This window comes from Nocardioides sp. SRI_004 (assembly GCF_057586415.1).
In genome coordinates, this window is record NZ_JBYCZV010000011.1 from 19794 (window position 1) to 35445 (window position 15652).

Annotated in this window: 19 protein-coding genes and 1 tRNA gene; 9 read left to right on the forward strand and 11 right to left on the reverse strand. The window is 72.1% G+C overall.

The genetic code is table 11. The features are described 5' to 3' along the window. Nucleotides 1–63: 63 nt before the first annotated feature. The 4 genes from AC2YHB_RS15980 (at nucleotide 64) to AC2YHB_RS15995 (ending at nucleotide 2900) form a co-directional block, all read left to right on the forward strand. Complete coding sequence (locus AC2YHB_RS15980; RefSeq protein WP_179648176.1) at nucleotides 64–519, forward strand: nuclear transport factor 2 family protein; 456 nt, start codon at nucleotides 64–66, stop codon at nucleotides 517–519. Nucleotides 520–554: 35 nt separating this feature from the next. Then, entirely contained in the window at nucleotides 555–1367 is an 813-nt protein-coding gene (locus AC2YHB_RS15985; protein WP_218864626.1) for an alpha/beta fold hydrolase, read from the forward strand. 39 nt (nucleotides 1368–1406) lie between these two features. After that, nucleotides 1407–2345, forward strand: a complete 939-nt coding sequence (locus AC2YHB_RS15990; RefSeq protein ID WP_179648177.1) for a YncE family protein — start codon at nucleotides 1407–1409, stop codon at nucleotides 2343–2345. Between the two features lie 66 nt (nucleotides 2346–2411). Beyond that, entirely contained in the window at nucleotides 2412–2900 is a 489-nt protein-coding gene (locus tag AC2YHB_RS15995) for an FBP domain-containing protein (protein WP_036548865.1), read from the forward strand. Nucleotides 2901–2909: 9 nt separating this feature from the next. On the opposite strand, the gene AC2YHB_RS16000 is transcribed toward AC2YHB_RS15995, so the two are convergent. Beyond that, on the reverse strand, nucleotides 2910–3539 hold the full coding sequence (locus AC2YHB_RS16000) for a DUF2461 domain-containing protein (RefSeq protein WP_179648178.1): 630 nt from the start codon (nucleotides 3537–3539) through the stop codon (nucleotides 2910–2912). 127 nt (nucleotides 3540–3666) lie between these two features. Between AC2YHB_RS16000 and AC2YHB_RS16005 the strand changes: the two genes are divergently transcribed. Further along, nucleotides 3667–3996 (forward strand): hypothetical protein, encoded by a 330-nt coding sequence (locus AC2YHB_RS16005; protein WP_179648179.1) that lies wholly within the window; start codon nucleotides 3667–3669, stop codon nucleotides 3994–3996. Between the two features lie 27 nt (nucleotides 3997–4023). On the opposite strand, the gene AC2YHB_RS16010 is transcribed toward AC2YHB_RS16005, so the two are convergent. Continuing rightward, a complete protein-coding gene (locus tag AC2YHB_RS16010) occupies nucleotides 4024–4797 on the reverse strand; it encodes a hypothetical protein (protein WP_179648180.1) in 774 nt (257 codons plus the stop codon). 68 nt (nucleotides 4798–4865) lie between these two features. Here AC2YHB_RS16010 and AC2YHB_RS16015 point away from each other — a divergent pair, with 68 nt between their 5' ends. Next, entirely contained in the window at nucleotides 4866–5093 is a 228-nt protein-coding gene (locus AC2YHB_RS16015) for a DUF5652 family protein (protein WP_179648181.1), read from the forward strand. Nucleotides 5094–5373: 280 nt separating this feature from the next. Here the strand turns inward: AC2YHB_RS16015 and AC2YHB_RS16020 are convergent. Both AC2YHB_RS16020 and AC2YHB_RS16025 read right to left on the reverse strand, forming a co-directional pair. Beyond that, a tRNA-Gly gene (locus AC2YHB_RS16020) sits at nucleotides 5374–5446 on the reverse strand. A 30-nt stretch (nucleotides 5447–5476) separates the two neighbouring features. Beyond that, nucleotides 5477–6250, reverse strand: coding sequence for an SGNH/GDSL hydrolase family protein (locus AC2YHB_RS16025; protein WP_036548878.1), 774 nt, complete (start codon nucleotides 6248–6250; stop codon nucleotides 5477–5479). 64 nt (nucleotides 6251–6314) lie between these two features. Between AC2YHB_RS16025 and dcd the strand changes: the two genes are divergently transcribed. After that, on the forward strand, nucleotides 6315–6890 hold the full coding sequence (dcd, locus tag AC2YHB_RS16030) for a dCTP deaminase (RefSeq protein WP_036549574.1): 576 nt from the start codon (nucleotides 6315–6317) through the stop codon (nucleotides 6888–6890). A gap of 32 nt (nucleotides 6891–6922) precedes the next feature. Then, nucleotides 6923–7906: a siderophore-interacting protein gene (locus AC2YHB_RS16035; protein ID WP_487354278.1), complete on the forward strand. Its 984-nt coding sequence runs from the start codon at nucleotides 6923–6925 to the stop codon at nucleotides 7904–7906. A 13-nt stretch (nucleotides 7907–7919) separates the two neighbouring features. Here the strand turns inward: AC2YHB_RS16035 and AC2YHB_RS16040 are convergent, their stop codons facing one another. The 6 genes from AC2YHB_RS16040 to AC2YHB_RS16065 all read right to left on the reverse strand — a co-directional run bounded on the left by AC2YHB_RS16040 (nucleotide 7920) and on the right by AC2YHB_RS16065 (nucleotide 12713). Next, nucleotides 7920–9833 (reverse strand): CocE/NonD family hydrolase, encoded by a 1914-nt coding sequence (locus tag AC2YHB_RS16040; protein ID WP_179648182.1) that lies wholly within the window; start codon nucleotides 9831–9833, stop codon nucleotides 7920–7922. Nucleotides 9834–9928: 95 nt separating this feature from the next. Continuing rightward, entirely contained in the window at nucleotides 9929–10057 is a 129-nt protein-coding gene (locus AC2YHB_RS16045) for a hypothetical protein (protein ID WP_257026830.1), read from the reverse strand. A 39-nt stretch (nucleotides 10058–10096) separates the two neighbouring features. Continuing rightward, a complete protein-coding gene (locus tag AC2YHB_RS16050) occupies nucleotides 10097–10936 on the reverse strand; it encodes a DUF4097 family beta strand repeat-containing protein (RefSeq protein WP_179648183.1) in 840 nt (279 codons plus the stop codon). A 28-nt stretch (nucleotides 10937–10964) separates the two neighbouring features. Then, nucleotides 10965–11507, reverse strand: coding sequence for a hypothetical protein (locus AC2YHB_RS16055; protein WP_036549579.1), 543 nt, complete (start codon nucleotides 11505–11507; stop codon nucleotides 10965–10967). 49 nt (nucleotides 11508–11556) lie between these two features. After that, nucleotides 11557–12243, reverse strand: coding sequence for a hypothetical protein (locus AC2YHB_RS16060; RefSeq protein WP_179648184.1), 687 nt, complete (start codon nucleotides 12241–12243; stop codon nucleotides 11557–11559). Beyond that, a complete protein-coding gene (locus AC2YHB_RS16065) occupies nucleotides 12240–12713 on the reverse strand; it encodes a SigE family RNA polymerase sigma factor (protein ID WP_179648185.1) in 474 nt (157 codons plus the stop codon). The genes AC2YHB_RS16060 and AC2YHB_RS16065 overlap by 4 nt, the downstream gene beginning before the upstream one ends. Nucleotides 12714–12839: 126 nt before the next feature. Here AC2YHB_RS16065 and AC2YHB_RS16070 point away from each other — a divergent pair, with 126 nt between their 5' ends. Then, nucleotides 12840–13850 (forward strand): hypothetical protein, encoded by a 1011-nt coding sequence (locus AC2YHB_RS16070; RefSeq protein ID WP_487354279.1) that lies wholly within the window; start codon nucleotides 12840–12842, stop codon nucleotides 13848–13850. A gap of 40 nt (nucleotides 13851–13890) precedes the next feature. Here AC2YHB_RS16070 and AC2YHB_RS16075 read toward each other — a convergent pair whose 3' ends face one another. Next, complete coding sequence (locus AC2YHB_RS16075) at nucleotides 13891–15519, reverse strand: AMP-binding protein (RefSeq protein ID WP_179648187.1); 1629 nt, start codon at nucleotides 15517–15519, stop codon at nucleotides 13891–13893. Nucleotides 15520–15652: the final 133 nt, after the last annotated feature.

The following is a 15652-nucleotide window of genomic DNA, read 5'->3' on the forward strand; positions in this document are numbered from 1 at the left end:
CTCGGTGACAACCGTCACCCCGAGAGGTAGAACCTGTTCTAGATTGGGCCTACGATGGCCCGCATGATCACCTCCGACGCGATCGTCTGGAATGCCCCGAACGACCCGCACCCGGCGCGCGCGGCCTCGCAGCGCTCCTACTCCGCCGTGGCCAAGGGCGACCTCGCCGAGTGGCTGACGGTGTACGCCGAGGACGCGGTCCTCGAGGACCCGGTCGGCCCGTCGATGTTCGACCCCGAGGGCAAGGGCCACCACGGCCACGCCGGGATCTCGGCGTTCTGGGAGAAGGCGATCGCGCCGATCGCGACCTTCGAGTTCCAGATCAACGACTCGTTCGCCAACCCGGGCAGCAACACCTGCGCCAACATCGGGCGGATCCGGACGTCCTTCGCCGACGGCTCGCACACGACGACCGACCTGATCATGGTCTACGTCGTCGACGACGACGGCCGGGTGAAGTCGATGAAGGCGTTCTGGGAGCCCGACCGGACGATGGCCAGCTTCACCGCCGCGGGCTGAGGTCCGCTGCGGTCGGGGTCGGGCATGCTGGCCCGGTGACCGACCTCGTCGAGCAGCACGTCCCGACCCCGCTCGGCCGCCTGCGCGTGCAGGTCGGCGGCGAGGGCCCGGTCATGCTCTTCTGGCCGAGCCTGCTGATGACCGGCGACCTCTGGCTCGGCCAGGCAGCGCACTTCTCCGCGACCCACCGGGTGGTCCTCGTCGATCCGCCCGGCCACGGCGGCAGCGAGCCGCTCACCGCGCCCTTCACCTTCGCGGCCTGCGCCGACACCATCGCCGCCGTCCTCGACGCCCTCGGGGCGGAGTCCGCGGACGTCGTCGGGAACTCGTGGGGCGGGATGGTCGGCGCGACCTTCGCCGCCACCCACCCCGACCGCGTCCGGCACGCCGTCCTGATGAATGCGACCGCCTCGCCGGCGGGCCGGCGGCAGCGGCTGGAGTTCGGCCTGATGCTCCGGGTGGCGCGCCTCCTCGGCGGCATCCGCCCGCCGCTCACGTCCCGCGCCCTCGCCGCCTTCCTGGGACCGACCACGATGCGCGAGCGCCCCACCGTGGTCGCGGCCGTACGCCGCAGCATCGAGTCGGTCGACATCACCTCGGGCGCGTGGGCGGTGCGCAGCGTCGTACCGGACCGGCCGGACCAGCGGGCCCTGCTGGCCTCGATCACCGCGCCCACCCTGGTGGTCGCCGGACGGGACGACGCGACCTTCCCGGTCGCGGAGACCCGGGCGATGGCGCAGGCCATCCCGGGCGCACGGTTCGAGGTGCTGGACGGCGTCGCCCACCTCGCCGCACTGGAGGACCCGGCGCGGGTCAACGCGCTCGTCGACCAATTCGTCCGCGACTGAGAAGGGTTGGCACGACCAGCCGCAGGACAGGATGCGCCCATGCGCCGCACCTTCCTCCGCACCGCTCCCGCCCTCCTGCTGCTCGTGCCGCTCGCGGCCTGCGGCGACGACGACCCGGCCGCCCCCGACGCCGCTCCGCTGGGCGACGGCATCGCCTGGCGGGACGGGGCGACGGTCCACTTCCCGGGAGGCGAGGAGGTCGACAGCGGCCAGGAGGACGGCCAGGCGTGGCGGACCAGCGACGGCGTCGTCATCACCTCCTGGGACGGAGGCACGGTCTACGTCACCCCGGACGGCTCGGTCTCCGACCTCGACATCCCCGAGGAAGCCCAGGTCGCTGCGGACCCCACGCAGTCGGTGGTCGCGTGGGCGAAGGTCCAGCCCGGTGACGGTGTCGTGCACGTGCTGGACCCCGCGACAGGCAAGGAGCGGGCAGCGATCAGCACCGACTACGACGACGCCACCGAGCTCTCGATCGAGGGCGACCGGATCTGGCTCCACAGCAGCGAGCTCGCGAGCACTCTCGAGATCGACTGGCCCAGCGGCAAGGTCACCCGGTCGCCGCTGAAGTACGTCCGCAGCATCGGCAGCCGCTACGCCGTGGTCGAGGGCGGCAACGAGAACTACGTCGAGGCCGGTGCCGCGAAGCCGGGCGTCATCGACCTCGAGACCCGCAGGATGGTGCTCCGCGGCTGGGACTGGGGCCTCAGTCCCCGGAACACCTACGCCACCAGGGAGCTGAGCGACGGCGATGCGAGCACCGCCGACACCAGGATCGGCGTGCTCGACCTCGCGACCGGGAAGTACGTCGCCCGGCTCGCCGCCCGTCCCGACGACTCCAACTGGCTCAACTGGGCGTGGACGCTCGACGAGAAGACGATCTACTGGTTCGAGGGCAACGAGCTCGTGCAGTGCGCGAGCGCGACGTTCACGTGCACCAGGAGCAAGGTCGACGCGACGTTCCCGTCGGTGCTGTAGCCGGGCACCCGTCGTTCGCCGCGGGCGGCGGAAAACGGGTGGCGCCGTTCCTTAGGGTGGATCGACGTGAGCCCCCTGACCGAGCAACAGATCCGCGCCTCCTTCGTGAACTGCTCGAAGGGCGAGGCGAAGCGGCTCAACGTGCCGCGCCAGCTGACCGACCTGCCGTGGGACGACCTGGACTTCCTCGGCTGGCGCGACCCGCAGTCGCGGACGCGCGCCTACCTCGTCGCGGAGCGGGCCGGCTCGTTGACCGGCGTGGTGCTGCGGGCGTCCGACGGGAGCGGCGGCGTACCGCGGAAGAACCTGTGCACGATCTGCCTCACGCCGCACTCCGCCGGCGGCGTGGTGCTGCTGGTCGCGCCGCGGGCCGGGAAGGCCGGCCAGAACGGCGACTCCGTCGGCACCTACATCTGCGCCGACCTGCAGTGCTCGCTGTACGTGCGCGGCAAGCGGGTGACCGACCAGGGCAAGCTCCCCGAGTCGCTGACGCCGGAGCAGAAGGTCGCCCGACTCAACGAGAACCTCGACGCATTCCTGCGTCGCGTCGGGTGATCGACGGCGTCAGCTGGTCGCGGCCTCGATCCAGTTGACCAGCGGGCGCAGCCGGCGCCAGTCGTCGCGCACCCGGTCGAGCAGCTCGGCGGTGTGCACGAACGGCTCGAAGCCGTAGGAGCGCATGCCGAGCACGGTCTTCATCTTCAGCAGCTCGATGCGGGGGTGCTCCTTGTCGTAGCCCCGGGGCACGGTCTTGAGCCGCTCCCCCGCGACCTCGAAGCCGCCCTTCTCGAGGTCGCGCAGGATCCGCTGCAGCGCCTTGCCGGTCTTGTCGTCGGCCATCGCCTCGCGCAGCGCCGCCAGCCGCTCGCCGCCGGCCTCGTAGATGCCACCACCGACCCGTACGCCGGGGGCCGCGACCTCGACGTACCAACCGGTGGCCTGGGCGACGCCGACGAAGGCACCCTGGTGCGTCTTGTAGGGCGTCTTGTCCTTCGCGAAGCGCACGTCACGGTAGGGGCGGAACACCTTCGCCGGCCCGAACTCCTGGGCCAGCGCGTCGGTCAGCGCGACCATCGGCGCCTTCACCTGCTCGGTGTAGACGTCCTTGTGCGCCTCCCAGAACGACTTCGTGTTGTCGACCTCGAGGTCGTCGTAGAAGTCGAGGGCGGCGACGGGGAAACCGGTGAAGGCCATGCCCGAAGCCTAGGAGACTGCACGGATCCGATAGCCCTGGTGGGCCGGACAAGTCGGCCGGACGCGCCTAGCCTGAGGACCGGAGGGCTTGGCCCCCAAGCCCGGCACCAGAGAGGGCAAACGCGTCATGAAGAGACTGTTGGTGAGCTTCGCCGCCGCCGCTGGGCTGGCGATCGGCGTGTCGGGCACCGCGTACGCCGGCGAGGTCAACGGCAACGGCGAGGACATCCCGGCCCCAACGCACGCGGCATCCGAGTGCGTCTTCTCGGGACAGGACACCCCCGATGCCGTCGAGGGCAACCCCGAGGGCTTCGACGACGACGTCCTCGCCGTCCGCGGCAACCAGAGTCCCGGCGGCAAGGACCGCTACCACGGCGTCCAGAGCTACGGCTCCTTCGTCCGGGCGCACCTGAAGGCCTTCGTCCCGTCACCCGGCCAGGCCTGCAACCCCAGCTGAGACCCGGCCCTTCGTCGGCGCCCGTCGTCAGGAAGGGACGGCGGGCGGCCGATCCACGACGCGCGGGAACGGGACGTTCCACCGCAGCGCGTGCTGGATCGCGACGACCATCGCCTCGTCGTCCATCGGGTCGTCGGCGTCGTACCAGACCGTCGTGCGCTGGCCGTCCAGCAGGATGCCGTGTTGCGGGACGGTCATCCGCCGGTGCAGGCGGTAGGTGTGGTCGCCGATGACGAAGCCGAACGTCACCGTCGTGATGACGTTCGAGGCCTCCTCGACGTCATGGGGATCGAGGCCCGAGTCGAGCACGGTGGCCGGGACCGCCGCACCGCGGGCGATCAGGTCCAGCTCGCGGCGGTAGCGGCGACGGCGCCGTCGTGCACGCGCGGAGGCGAGGACCATCGCGACGGCACCGGCCGCGGCGAGGCCGGCCGCGCCGACGACGTACCCGCCGGCGACACCGAGCTCCCGGGCCGCGAGGAGGAGGCCGATCGCCGAGGCCGGGAGGGCGGTCCCCCACGCGTGCAGCTGCCCGACGGAGAGCGGGTGGCTGTCGGCCATGAACGACCACATCACCCAGCCGACGACAGCGACCACGAGGCCGCCGATGGTGATCATCCCGATGTCGTCGCCGGCGACATAGGCCGCGGGCGCGTCCTCGTTGGCGTCGATCACCGTGCAGCCGATCCCGTAGCCGGCGAGCACGCCACCGACCAGCAGGAGGGCCTGGGCGAGCGTCAGCCCCACCCCGTGCGAGGGGCGCGGGGTGAACGTGAACGGTGGCGGCTCCGAGATGGCCATGCGCCATGAGACCGCCTCGGCACGCCTTTCGGCAAGGGGTCTCACCAGTGACCTCCGATACTGGGGCCATGGCGAAGCGATGGAGTGACCTCGACCCCCGCGCCCGCAAGGCGATCCTCGTCGTCGGCGCGATCGACGGCGCCCTGAAGACAGTCGCGCTCATCGACCTCAAGCGCCGGACGGCCGAGGAGGTACGCGGCTCCCGCAAGGCCTGGGCCGCGGCCCTGACCTTCGTGAACTCCGCGGGCGTGCTGCCGGTCGTGTACTTCGTCCGCGGTCGTCGTACGACGGGCTGAAACGGCCAACTCGACGGGCCAAACCGCCAACTCGACGGGCCAAACCGCCAACTCGACGGGCCAAACGGCCAACTCGACGGACGAAACGGCCAACTCGACGGGCCAAACGGCCAACTCGACCGGCGGCGCGCTCGCGCCCGGTGGGCTGCAGTGTCGGCTTGCCGCCAGACCAACCCAGCCATCCGCCGGAGACAACCGCGGCGCGGCAGCGCGGCGGGAGCGAAGCTCCGGCAGCTTGCTGCCCCCGCCTTCGCGAAGACGCGCTCGCGCCATCAAACAGAGCGGATGACGAGGTTCGAACTCGCGACATTCAGCTTGGGAAGCTGACGCTCTACCAACTGAGCTACATCCGCATGCCCCGCCTTCGCGGAGCGTGGAGGATGCTACCCGATGGGTGCGAGGGAGGGACGCTTCGGCTCCACCCCGTCGCCGGAGGAGCGCCCGGTGACGCGGCGCTGGACCCACGGCGCGAGGTGCGTCCGGGCCCAGGCCAGGTCGGCGGCACGCTGCTCGCGCGCGCTGAGGACGGGTACGACGGCGGGCGCGATCGGCTGGAGGTCGTGGGCGACGCCCAGGGCGTCCAGGGCGGCGATCGCGATCTTCTGGTGGCCGACGGCGTTGAGGTGGAGGCGGTCGTCGTCCATGACCTCGGCGACGGTCCAGTCCCTCATCCGCCACATGTCGACGATGCTCGCGCCGTGCTTCTCGGCGATCTCGCGGACCCACTCGTTGAAGATGGCGGTGCGGCCGCGGATCACCTTGATGACGCCGTTGAGGCCGGGGTCGGCGATCGTGAACATCAGGACGTGGGCACCGGCGGCGCTCATCCGGCCGATCGCGTCGTCGTAGGTGGCGGCGAGGGCGTCGATGTCCACCTTGGGCCGCAGCACGTCGTTGCCGCCGCCGTGGATGGAGACCAGGTCGGGGCCGAGGGCGAGCGCGGCGTCGACCTGCTCGTCGATGATCGCGGGCAGCTTGCGGCCGCGGATGGCGAGGTTGGCGTAGCCGAAGTCCTTGCCGGCGGCGGATGCGGCGGCGGCCAGGCCCTCGGCCGTGCGGTCGGCCCAGCCGCGCAGGCCGTTCGGGCGGGCCGGGTCGGGGTCGCCGACGCCTTCGGTGAACGAGTCGCCCAGTGCGACGTACTTGCTGAAGGTCACCTCAGCATTCTGCGCCCGTGATCAGGGCCACTCGCAACCGGCACCGGCAGGTAGGGTGCGGTCCGTGCTGCTCAGCGACCGTGACATCACCGCCGAGATCGACTCCGGCCGGATCGGCCTGGAGCCCTACGACCCGGGGCTGATGCAGCCGTCGTCGGTCGACTTCCGGCTGGACCGGTTCTTCCGGGTCTTCGACAACCACAAGTACCCCTCGATCGACCCGGCGGCGGACCAGTCCGACCTGACCCGCGTTGTCGAGCCGGAGGGTGACGAGCCGTTCATCCTGCACCCGGGCGAGTTCGTCCTGGGTTCGACGTACGAGGTCGTCACGCTGCCCGACGACATCGCCGCGCGCGTCGAGGGCAAGTCGTCGCTGGGCCGGCTGGGCCTGCTGACCCACGCGACCGCGGGCTTCGTGGACCCGGGCTTCTCGGGCCACGTCACGCTCGAGCTCGCCAATGTCGCGACGCTGCCGATCAAGCTCTACCCGGGCATGAAGATCGGGCAGTTCTGCTTCTTCCGGCTGTCCTCGCCGAGCGAGCACCCGTACGGCTCGGAGAAGTACGGCTCGCGCTACCAGGGCCAGCGCGGCCCGACGCCGTCGCGCTCGTTCCAGAACTTCCACCGCACCTCGATCTGAGGCGGTCACCGAGGTTAGGTTAGCCTGACCTCATGACCGTGGAGAACACGTACGTCGCCAGCCTGCCGATGCTGCTCACCGAGCTCGAGGTGGTGCGGGCCGAGCGTGTCTCGCCGTCCTTCGTGCGGATCGAGCTCGGCGGCCCCGAGCTGGCCGAGTTCGGCACCCCGGGCCCGGTCCTCGACCAGCGGATCAAGATCGTCTTCCCGAACGCGGCCGGCACGCTGCCGTCGTTCGCCGATGCCGACGAGTCCTGGTGGACCACGTGGATGGAGATCCCCGAGGACGAGCGCGGCTCGATGCGGACCTACACGATCCGCGACGTCGTCGGCGAGGGCGCCGACACCCGGTTCGTGGTCGACATCGTGGTGCACGAGGCCAGCGGCCACGACGACCCGCTCGACGGTGCGGGCAACCGGTGGGCCCTGCAGGCCGCGGCCGGGCAGCGGCTCGTCGTCATGGCACCGCGGCGCGGCCACGAGTTCGGCGGCATCGAGTGGTCGCCGGGCGCGGCCGACCGGCTGCTGCTGGTGGGCGACGAGACCGCCGCGCCCGCGATCCGCGGCATCCTGCGCGACCTGCCGGCGGACGCGAGCGGCGCGGCCTTCCTGGAGGTGCCCGTCGACGGCGACGTGCTCGACGACCTCGTCGCGCCCCCGGGCGTCGAGGTGACCTGGCTCCCCCGCAACGGCGGCGCGCGCGGCGAGGAGCTGCACGCCGCCGTCCTCGCCCACCTGACCGGCAGTGCGCCGGCCGAGGCGATCACCGTGGGCGACGACGAGATCGACCCCGACCTCTGGGAGACCCCCGTCTACTCGTCCTCCGGCGAGCAGGTGGCCGACGCGACTGCCGTACCCACGGACGGGTCGCCGTTCGCGGGCCTCTACGCCTGGATCGCCGGCGAGTCCAAGGTCGTCACCGGCCTGCGCCGCAAGCTGGTCAACGACCTCGGCCTCGACCGCAAGCAGGTGGCGTTCATGGGCTACTGGCGCGAGGGCGTCTCGATGCGCTCGTGACCACCCGGGGCGGTCAGGGGCGCACCGGCAGCGTCACCGAGGACGGGTACGACGGACCGGTGTGCACCGTCAGCGGCACGAGCTGACCCAGCAGACTGGTCAGCGGCGAGAGCAGGTGCGGGACGTCGAACGCCTGCACGGCGACCCGGAGCCGGTGGCCGGGCTGGACGACCGCACCGGTCGGGAAGACCTCGACGTCGACCGGCGCGACCTGGCCGGAGGCGAGGTTCTTCTGGGTCGCCTTGGTGAACGGGTGCCACGGCTGGATCAGCTTGCCGTCGAGGTAGCGCGACCTGGTCGTGTCGAGCGTGCGGTGCGAGACGACCTGCCAACCGCCGGTGATCCGGCTGACCGAACCGTCGGGCGCGACGTCCTCGACCGCGACCGACAGCATCCCGTCACCGGTCGGCGTGGAGACGTAGAGGCGCGCGTTGATCGGCCCCTGGAAGCGGACCGGCGTCGACACCGGCGCGGTGTCGAAGGTGAGGCCGCCCAGGTCGTTGAACCGGTTGTTGGTGAAGCACGGGAAGTCCTTCAGCAGCAGGCTCGGCACGCCCGCGGTCCACTGGTTGGCCGAGCGCGTGCACAGCCCGGTGACCGGGACCGGCGGGACGATCGAGGTGCCGGCGGCCGGCGTACCGGTGGCGAGGCGGCCGGAGGTGCCACCGACGCTGGACGTCCCGGACAGCTTGTACTGGCGGGCCGACAGGTCGGAGGCGATCCACCTGTCGCGCTTCACCCAGCGGCCGGAGCCCTGCTCGTAGTAGGTCAGCGGGGCGATCTTGTCGAGCTGCCCGTCGCGGCCCTTGATGTAGTGGTCGAACCACCGCAGCTGCAGCTCGGCGAGCGTGCCGTAGCCGGCCTTGGGGACCTCGGCGCCGGAGGAGCCCTGCAGGTGGTCCCACGGGCCGAGGATGAGCTTCACCGGGACCCCGTTGCGCTGCAGCCGCTCGAAGTCGAGCGGGGTGCCGCGCTGGAAGAGGTCGTGCTCGCCGCCGACGAGGAAGGTCGGCACCTTCACCTTGTCGATGACCGAGATCGGCGAGCGCTCGCGGTAGAACGGCCCGTCGTACGCCGGGTCGCCGCCGAGCAGCGCCTGGACCGCGAGCGGCAGGGTGAACCCGAGGCCACCCATCAGGTGGTCGGTGGCCATCTTGAAGCCGGCCTCCGGCTCCTGCAGTCCGTACGCCGGCGGGAAGACGCCGGTCGCGGTCACGAGGCCGAGCCACAGCGGGATGAACCCGACGTCGATCTGGCCGCCCGAGGCGACGACGTCGCGGTAGACGTCGGCCGCGGGCACCTGCGGGAAGATCGCCTTGAGGCCCCGCGGCTGGCGGGCGGCGGCGAAGAGCTGCGAGATGCCCATGTACGACGCACCGGTCATCCCGACCTTGCCGTTGCTCCACGACCGGGTGGCGGCCCACTCGACGATGGCGCCGGCGTCCTTGCCCTCGCGGGCACTGAAAGCCGCCCACTGGCCCTGCGAGGAGCCGGTGCCGCGGGCGTCGACGGTGAGCTGGGCGTAGCCGCGCTTGACCAGGTAGGCCGGGTCGGCGCCGGACAGCACCGCGCCGCCGCCGGCGGAGAGCAGGGTCTTGTTGTAGGCGGTGATCGTCACGATCACCGGGAGGCGGGCGGCGACCGGCTTGCCGTCGGCCGTGGCCGGGCGGGTCAGGTCGCCGCGGAGGATGACGCCGTCGTCCATCCGGATCGCGAGGTCACGCGTGGTGACCGTCTTCGCGTACTGCTCGGGACGGGGCGTCCAGCCCGTCGCGGCGGCCTGCGTCGCCATCGGCGCCGTCGGCGTCGCGGCGGCCGGCGCCGCATCCGGTACGGCGAGCGCCGGGCTGCTCGCGGGGACGGCGACCGCGGCGGCGAGCACCGCGGTGACCAGGGCTGCGGCAGGGCGCGGCAGGCGGACGTTCATCGGGATCTCCCTCCTCCGGGCCCTTGCGGACCCGGAGGAGCAACGAGGGAGGTGCGACGGGCGTCACGTCGTGCCCGACCGGTTCCGGCAACGCCTCAGAAGGCGCTGGTGGTCCGGCGGGACCGGGCCGCCTTGGCCCGGGCGACCAGGCGCTGGCGGCTGGCGCGGCGGACCCGGTCGTCGATGTCCTGGCGGACACGCTGCTCGTGGAGCATCTCGAACATCGTTCTCTCCTCTGACGGGATCGGACTGGATCGGGCGGGTCAGGCGGGGACGAGGGCGACGTCACCGGACACGGTCGTCGCGCGGATCTCGACGTGGTCGGCGCCCGGCTCGGGCTGGCCCGCGGACGGCAGGGTCGAGCTGACCCGGCCGGTGATCGTGGTGATGTCGGTCCACACCGGCGTCCCGACCGGGACGCCGACGAGGATGTCGCCGGACGCACCCTTGGCGCTGATCCGTCCGCGGCGGGCGTTGCGCACGGTGAGGCGGCCCGATCCCGTCGTACTGGCGATGTCGTCCTCGGACTCCAGGACCTCCAGGTCGCCGGACCCGGTCTTGACGACGACCGAGCGCGAGGCGTGGCCGATCCGGACGTCACCGGACCCGGTGGAGATCGAGGCGACCCCGTCGGCGGCGTCGAGCACGATGTCGCCCGAGCCGCTGCGGATCCGGACGTCGCCGGCGACGGCCGCGATCGCGACGTCACCCGAGCCGGTGTCGATGACCGCGCTGTCGGAGATGCGGTCGAGGCGGACGCCGGCCGAGCCGGCCTTGATCCGGGTCGCCGCGACCTCGCCGGTCACGTCGATGTCGGCGCTCCCGCTCTTCACGACGAGCTGGCTGCCGGTCGGGACCTCGACCTCGATGTCGAGGGACTGGTCGCCGCGGAACAGGCCGCCGGCACGCCACTTCGGCGCCAGGACGCTGACCTTGCCGCGGTCGTGGGTGATCGTCGCCTCCTCGGCCCGGACGCCCGCGACGCGGACGTGGGTGGTGGAGGTGGCGGTGGCGACCACGACGACGCGGCCGGAGCCGTTCTCGACGTACAGGTGGACGGGGTCGGGGGTCTCGAAGGTACGGACGAGGGGTTCGCCGTTCATGTCGTGCTCCTTGGGATCTGGGGGATGGTCAGAGCCAGCCGGTCATCCGGCGGTTGCCCGGCTTGCTGGAGAAGGGGAAGTCGCCGCCGAACGGCACGCTCGACAGGTCGACGTCGACGTGGATCGCCCGCTCGCTGGTGGCGCCGCGGATCAGGTTGACCAGCCAGGTGTTGAGCGACTGGCCGGCCTGGGCGGCGAAGTCGTCGGCGCGGTTCTTGAGCGACTCGGGAAGCCGCAGGCTGACCCGGGCCAGGCCCTCGTCCTCGCCCGCGGGCGGCACCGGCGGCACGGGCGCCGCCGGCGGGGCCGGCGTCGGAGGCGTGGCCGGCAGACCGGCGTCGACGACGAAGTCGAGGTCGCGCCCGTCGAGGCGGACGTCGACGCTGCCGTCGGCCATCGCCGCGGTGATCTCGGCGGCAGCGTGGCTGATCGCCTCCATCACCGCGAGCCGGACCGCGGGGTCGAGCGCGTAGCCGAGCCGCTCGGCGATCTCCCGCGCCTCGGGGCCGGCGCTCTCGGCGGCGGCCTGGAGGTCGCGGCGGAGGCTGTCGACGTACGGCGTGATGTCCATGTGCATCACTATGACGTCACAATGACGTCAAGTCAAGGGCATTGTGGCGTCACATGACGCCATAGATGGCGCCACCCTCGTCGATCCAGAGCAGGACGTACCAGCCGTCGCAGGCCGTGCCGGGCCCGGAGACGCGCACCACGTCGCTCGTCGCCGCGCGGTACGCCGGGGGCAGGGTGTCGTCGTGCCCGCAGCCCGGGAGGCCGGCCTCCACCTGGAGCTCGCCCTTCGTGTGGAAGATGCGCGCGACCGGATCGATGCCGCAGTCGGGGAAGCCGAGCCCCGAGCACCCGGACCACCGGGCGCGGTCCGTCGGCTCGTCGACCCACGGCGGGGAGAAGCCGCCCGTCATCCGGCGGACGCGGTCGGCGAACCTCGGTGGGCTCTGACCGTTGCGCGCCCACCGGATGAACCGGTCCGTCGCCGCGGAGCGGGCAGGCGACGGCTCCCGTCGCACCGCCGGGTCCTCGCTCCGTCGCTCTCCGATGCTCGGCCGCTGCGCCGGCTCCGGCGGCACCTGCCTCCCGTCACCCAGCTGCCGCGCCACGACCCACGCGGCGCCGGCGACCAGCACGACGCAGGCCGCCACCGCGACCAGCGCCGACCAGCGTCGGTGGCGGCGCGCCTCGGGCAGCCCGGTCAGGGTCAACGGCGCCGGGCCGTCGACCTCGATGGTCGCGGCCGCGGCGCCGAGCAGCCGGCGGGCCTCGCTCTCGGTCACGGCGTCCTCGCTCATGGCGTCTCCTCGGTGGCGACGAGCGGGGCGAGCGCCCGGAGCGCGCGGGCGGTCCGTGACTTCACGGTTCCGGGGGCGACGCCCAGCGCGCGGGCGGTGTCCCGCTCGGACAGGTCGGCGAAGTAGCGGAGCACGAGCACCTCGCGGTGCTCGGGACTCATCGCGGCGAGCGCCCGCCGCACGGCCACGCCCTCGGCCCAGGCCGGGTCGGCGCCGGGCCGGTCGGGCAGGTCGGCGCTCGGCAGCTCACCGTTCCAGCGGCGCTGCCGGGCGTCGTACAGGGTGGTGACGAGGACCCGGTGGACGTAGGCGTCGGGGTGGTCGGCGGCCGCGACCCGCGGCCACGACCGGTAGCACTTCAGCAGCGCGGCCTGGACCACGTCCTCCGCGTCGGCCGGTGGGCAGCCGAGGAGCACGACGGTCCGCACCAGTCGCGGGCGTCGCTGTGCGACGTACGCACTGAAGTCCATGCCGGGCGCCTCCTCGGGTCACCCAGTGTGACCGGCGAGGGGGGCCGGTTGGTTCCGAACGAGGGAGTTCTCCACACCCCCAAGTGCGCAGGCGTGGCGCCGCTCCGCGCCGGGCAGGGCCACGGCATGCGCCCCATCGAGAGGATCCTGGCCGATCAGGACGGCGTCGTCAGCAGGCGGCAGGCGCTCGCCGCCGGGCTCAGCGCGAACGACGTACGCCGGCGGCTCCGGCGGCGGGAATGGGCGGTGATCCATGACGGCGTGTACGTCGACCACACCGGCCCGCTCACGTGGCGCCAGCGGGCGTGGGCGGCCGTGCTCGCCTGCTGGCCGGCCGCTCTCGCCGATGCGTCCGCCCGCCGAGCCCACGAGGGGCCGGGTCGACACGGCGTCGACGGCCGCGCCGAGATCCAGATCGTGGTCGACCACCGACGCAAGGTCAGGCAGCCACCGGGTGTGGACGTCCGCCGGATCCGCAGGTTCGAGCAGGTCGTGCAGTGGAACCTCGGACCGCCCCGCATGCGGTACGACGACGCGATCCTCTCGATCGCCGACAACGCGGCCACCGACCTCGCCGCGATCGCGGTCCTCGCGGACGCGTGCGGCGGCCGCCGCACGACGGCGGATCGCCTGATCGTCGCGCTCAGGGGGACGGCACGCCTGCACCGTCGCGAGTGGCTGGCGCAGGTGCTGAACGACGTCGCGGAGGGAACCTGCTCGGTGCTCGAGCACGGCTACCTGACGCGGGTCGAGCGGCCGCACGGCCTACCGCGCGGGCTGCGCCAGGTCGAGGCGCGCGACAGCGCGGGGCGACGGCTGTTCCGCGACGTGCGCTACGGCGGCGAGCGACCGCGGTGGCGCCAGATCGTCGAGCTCGACGGGCGCCTCGACCACTCCTCGGTGGCCGACCGGGACCGTGATCTCGATCGCGACCTCGATGCCGCCGTCGACAGGGAGCACACGGTGCGGCTCGGATACGGGCAGGTGTTCGAGCGGGCTTGCCGCACGGCGTCGCGGCTCGATCTTCTCCTTCACCGCCATGGGTGGCGTGGCTGCGCCCACGCCTGCCCGGATTGCCCTGCGGAGATTGCCTGGCGTGGCCAGCCTCGCCCGAACGACGAAGTGGGGAACTTCTGAGTCACACCGTGACTCAGAACTTCCCCACTCCAGCCAGTGCTCAGCCCAGGCCGAGGATCTCCGCCGACCGCTCGCGCATCTCGACCTTGCGGACCTTGCCGGTCACGGTCATCGGGAACTCCTCGACGACCATGACGTAGCGCGGGATCTTGTAGTGCGCGAGCCTCCCGGTGGCGAACTCCTTCACCGCAGCCGCGTCGAGCGGCTCGGCGCCGGCTCGCATCCGCACCCACGCGCACAGCTCCTCGCCGTACTTCTCGTCGGGGACGCCCACGACCTGCACGTCCTCGACGTCGGGGTGGGTGTAGAGGAACTCCTCGATCTCGCGGGGGTAGATGTTCTCACCGCCGCGGATGACCATGTCCTTGATCCGGCCGACGATGTTGCAGTAGCCGTCCTCGCGCATCACGGCCAGGTCGCCGGTGTGCATCCAGCCGTCGGCGTCGATGGCCTCGGCGGTCTTGGCGTCGTCGTTCCAGTAGCCGAGCATCACGGAGTAGCCGCGGGTGCAGAACTCGCCCGGCTCGCCGCGCGGCACCGTCTCCCCCGTCGCCGGGTCGACGATCTTGATCTCGACGTGGGGGGCGGCCCGACCGATGGTGGCGGTACGACGGTCGAGGTCGTCGTCGACGCGGGTCTGGCAGCTCACCGGGCTGGTCTCGGTCATGCCGTAGGCGATCGAGACCTCGGCCATGTGCATGTCGTTGACGCAACGCTTCATCACCTCGACCGGGCAGATCGAGCCGGCCATGATCCCGGTACGGAGGGTGCTGAGGTCGAACTCGGCGAAGTCGGGGGCGTTCTGCATGGCGATGAACATCGTCGGGACGCCGTACACGGCGGTGCACCGCTCGTCCTGGACGGCGCGCAGCGTGACCGACGGGTCGAAGCCGGGCGCGGGGATCACCATGGTGGCGCCGTGGGTGACGCAGCCGAGGTTGGCCATCACCATGCCGAAGCAGTGGTAGAAGGGCACCGGGATGCAGAGCCGGTCCTGCTCGGCGAAGCCCAGCAGCTCGGTCACGAAGAAGCCGTTGTTGAGGATGTTGCGGTGGCTGAGGGTGGCGCCCTTCGGGAAGCCCGTCGTGCCGCTCGTGTACTGGATGTTGATCGGGTCCGTCGGCCGCAGGCCCCGCTGGCGCTCGGTGAGCGCGTCGGCCGGGAGTCCCTCGCCGCCGGCCACCAGCTCCTGCCAGTCGTCGGTGTCGACGTACACGGTGCGCTCGAGGCCGGGCACCTCCCCCTTCGCGGTGACCTCCTCGACCATGCCCCGGTAGTCGGACGTCTTGAAGCCGGTGACCGTCAGCAGCAGGCGCAGACCCGACTGGTTGACGGCGTACGCGAACTCGTGGGTGCGGTAGGACGGGTTCACGTTGACCAGCACCGCACCGGCCTTGGCGGCGGCGAACTGCACGATGGTCCACTCGGCGCAGTTCGGCGCCCACATGCCGATCCGGTCGCCCGCGGCGATGCCGGCCGCCATCAGGCCCCGGGCCAGCTGGTCCACGGCGTGGTCGAACTCGCGCCACGTCCAGCGCCGGCCGGTGGCGACCTCGACGAGCGCCTCACGGTCCGGCCACTGCCCGACGGTGCGCTCGAGGTTGGCGCCGATGGTCTCGTCCAGCAGGGGCGTGGTGGTCTCGCCGGCGGCGTACGACAGCTCCGTCATGGGTCCATGGTGCCGTGTGGGTGAGCGCGGTCACACCCCTCGAAGGTGGGTGGGGCGGTCCGCTGCATGAATCCCCGGTCGACCGGGGATTCATGCACTTGTCGGGGGTTGCAACGCCCGACAAGTGCAGGAA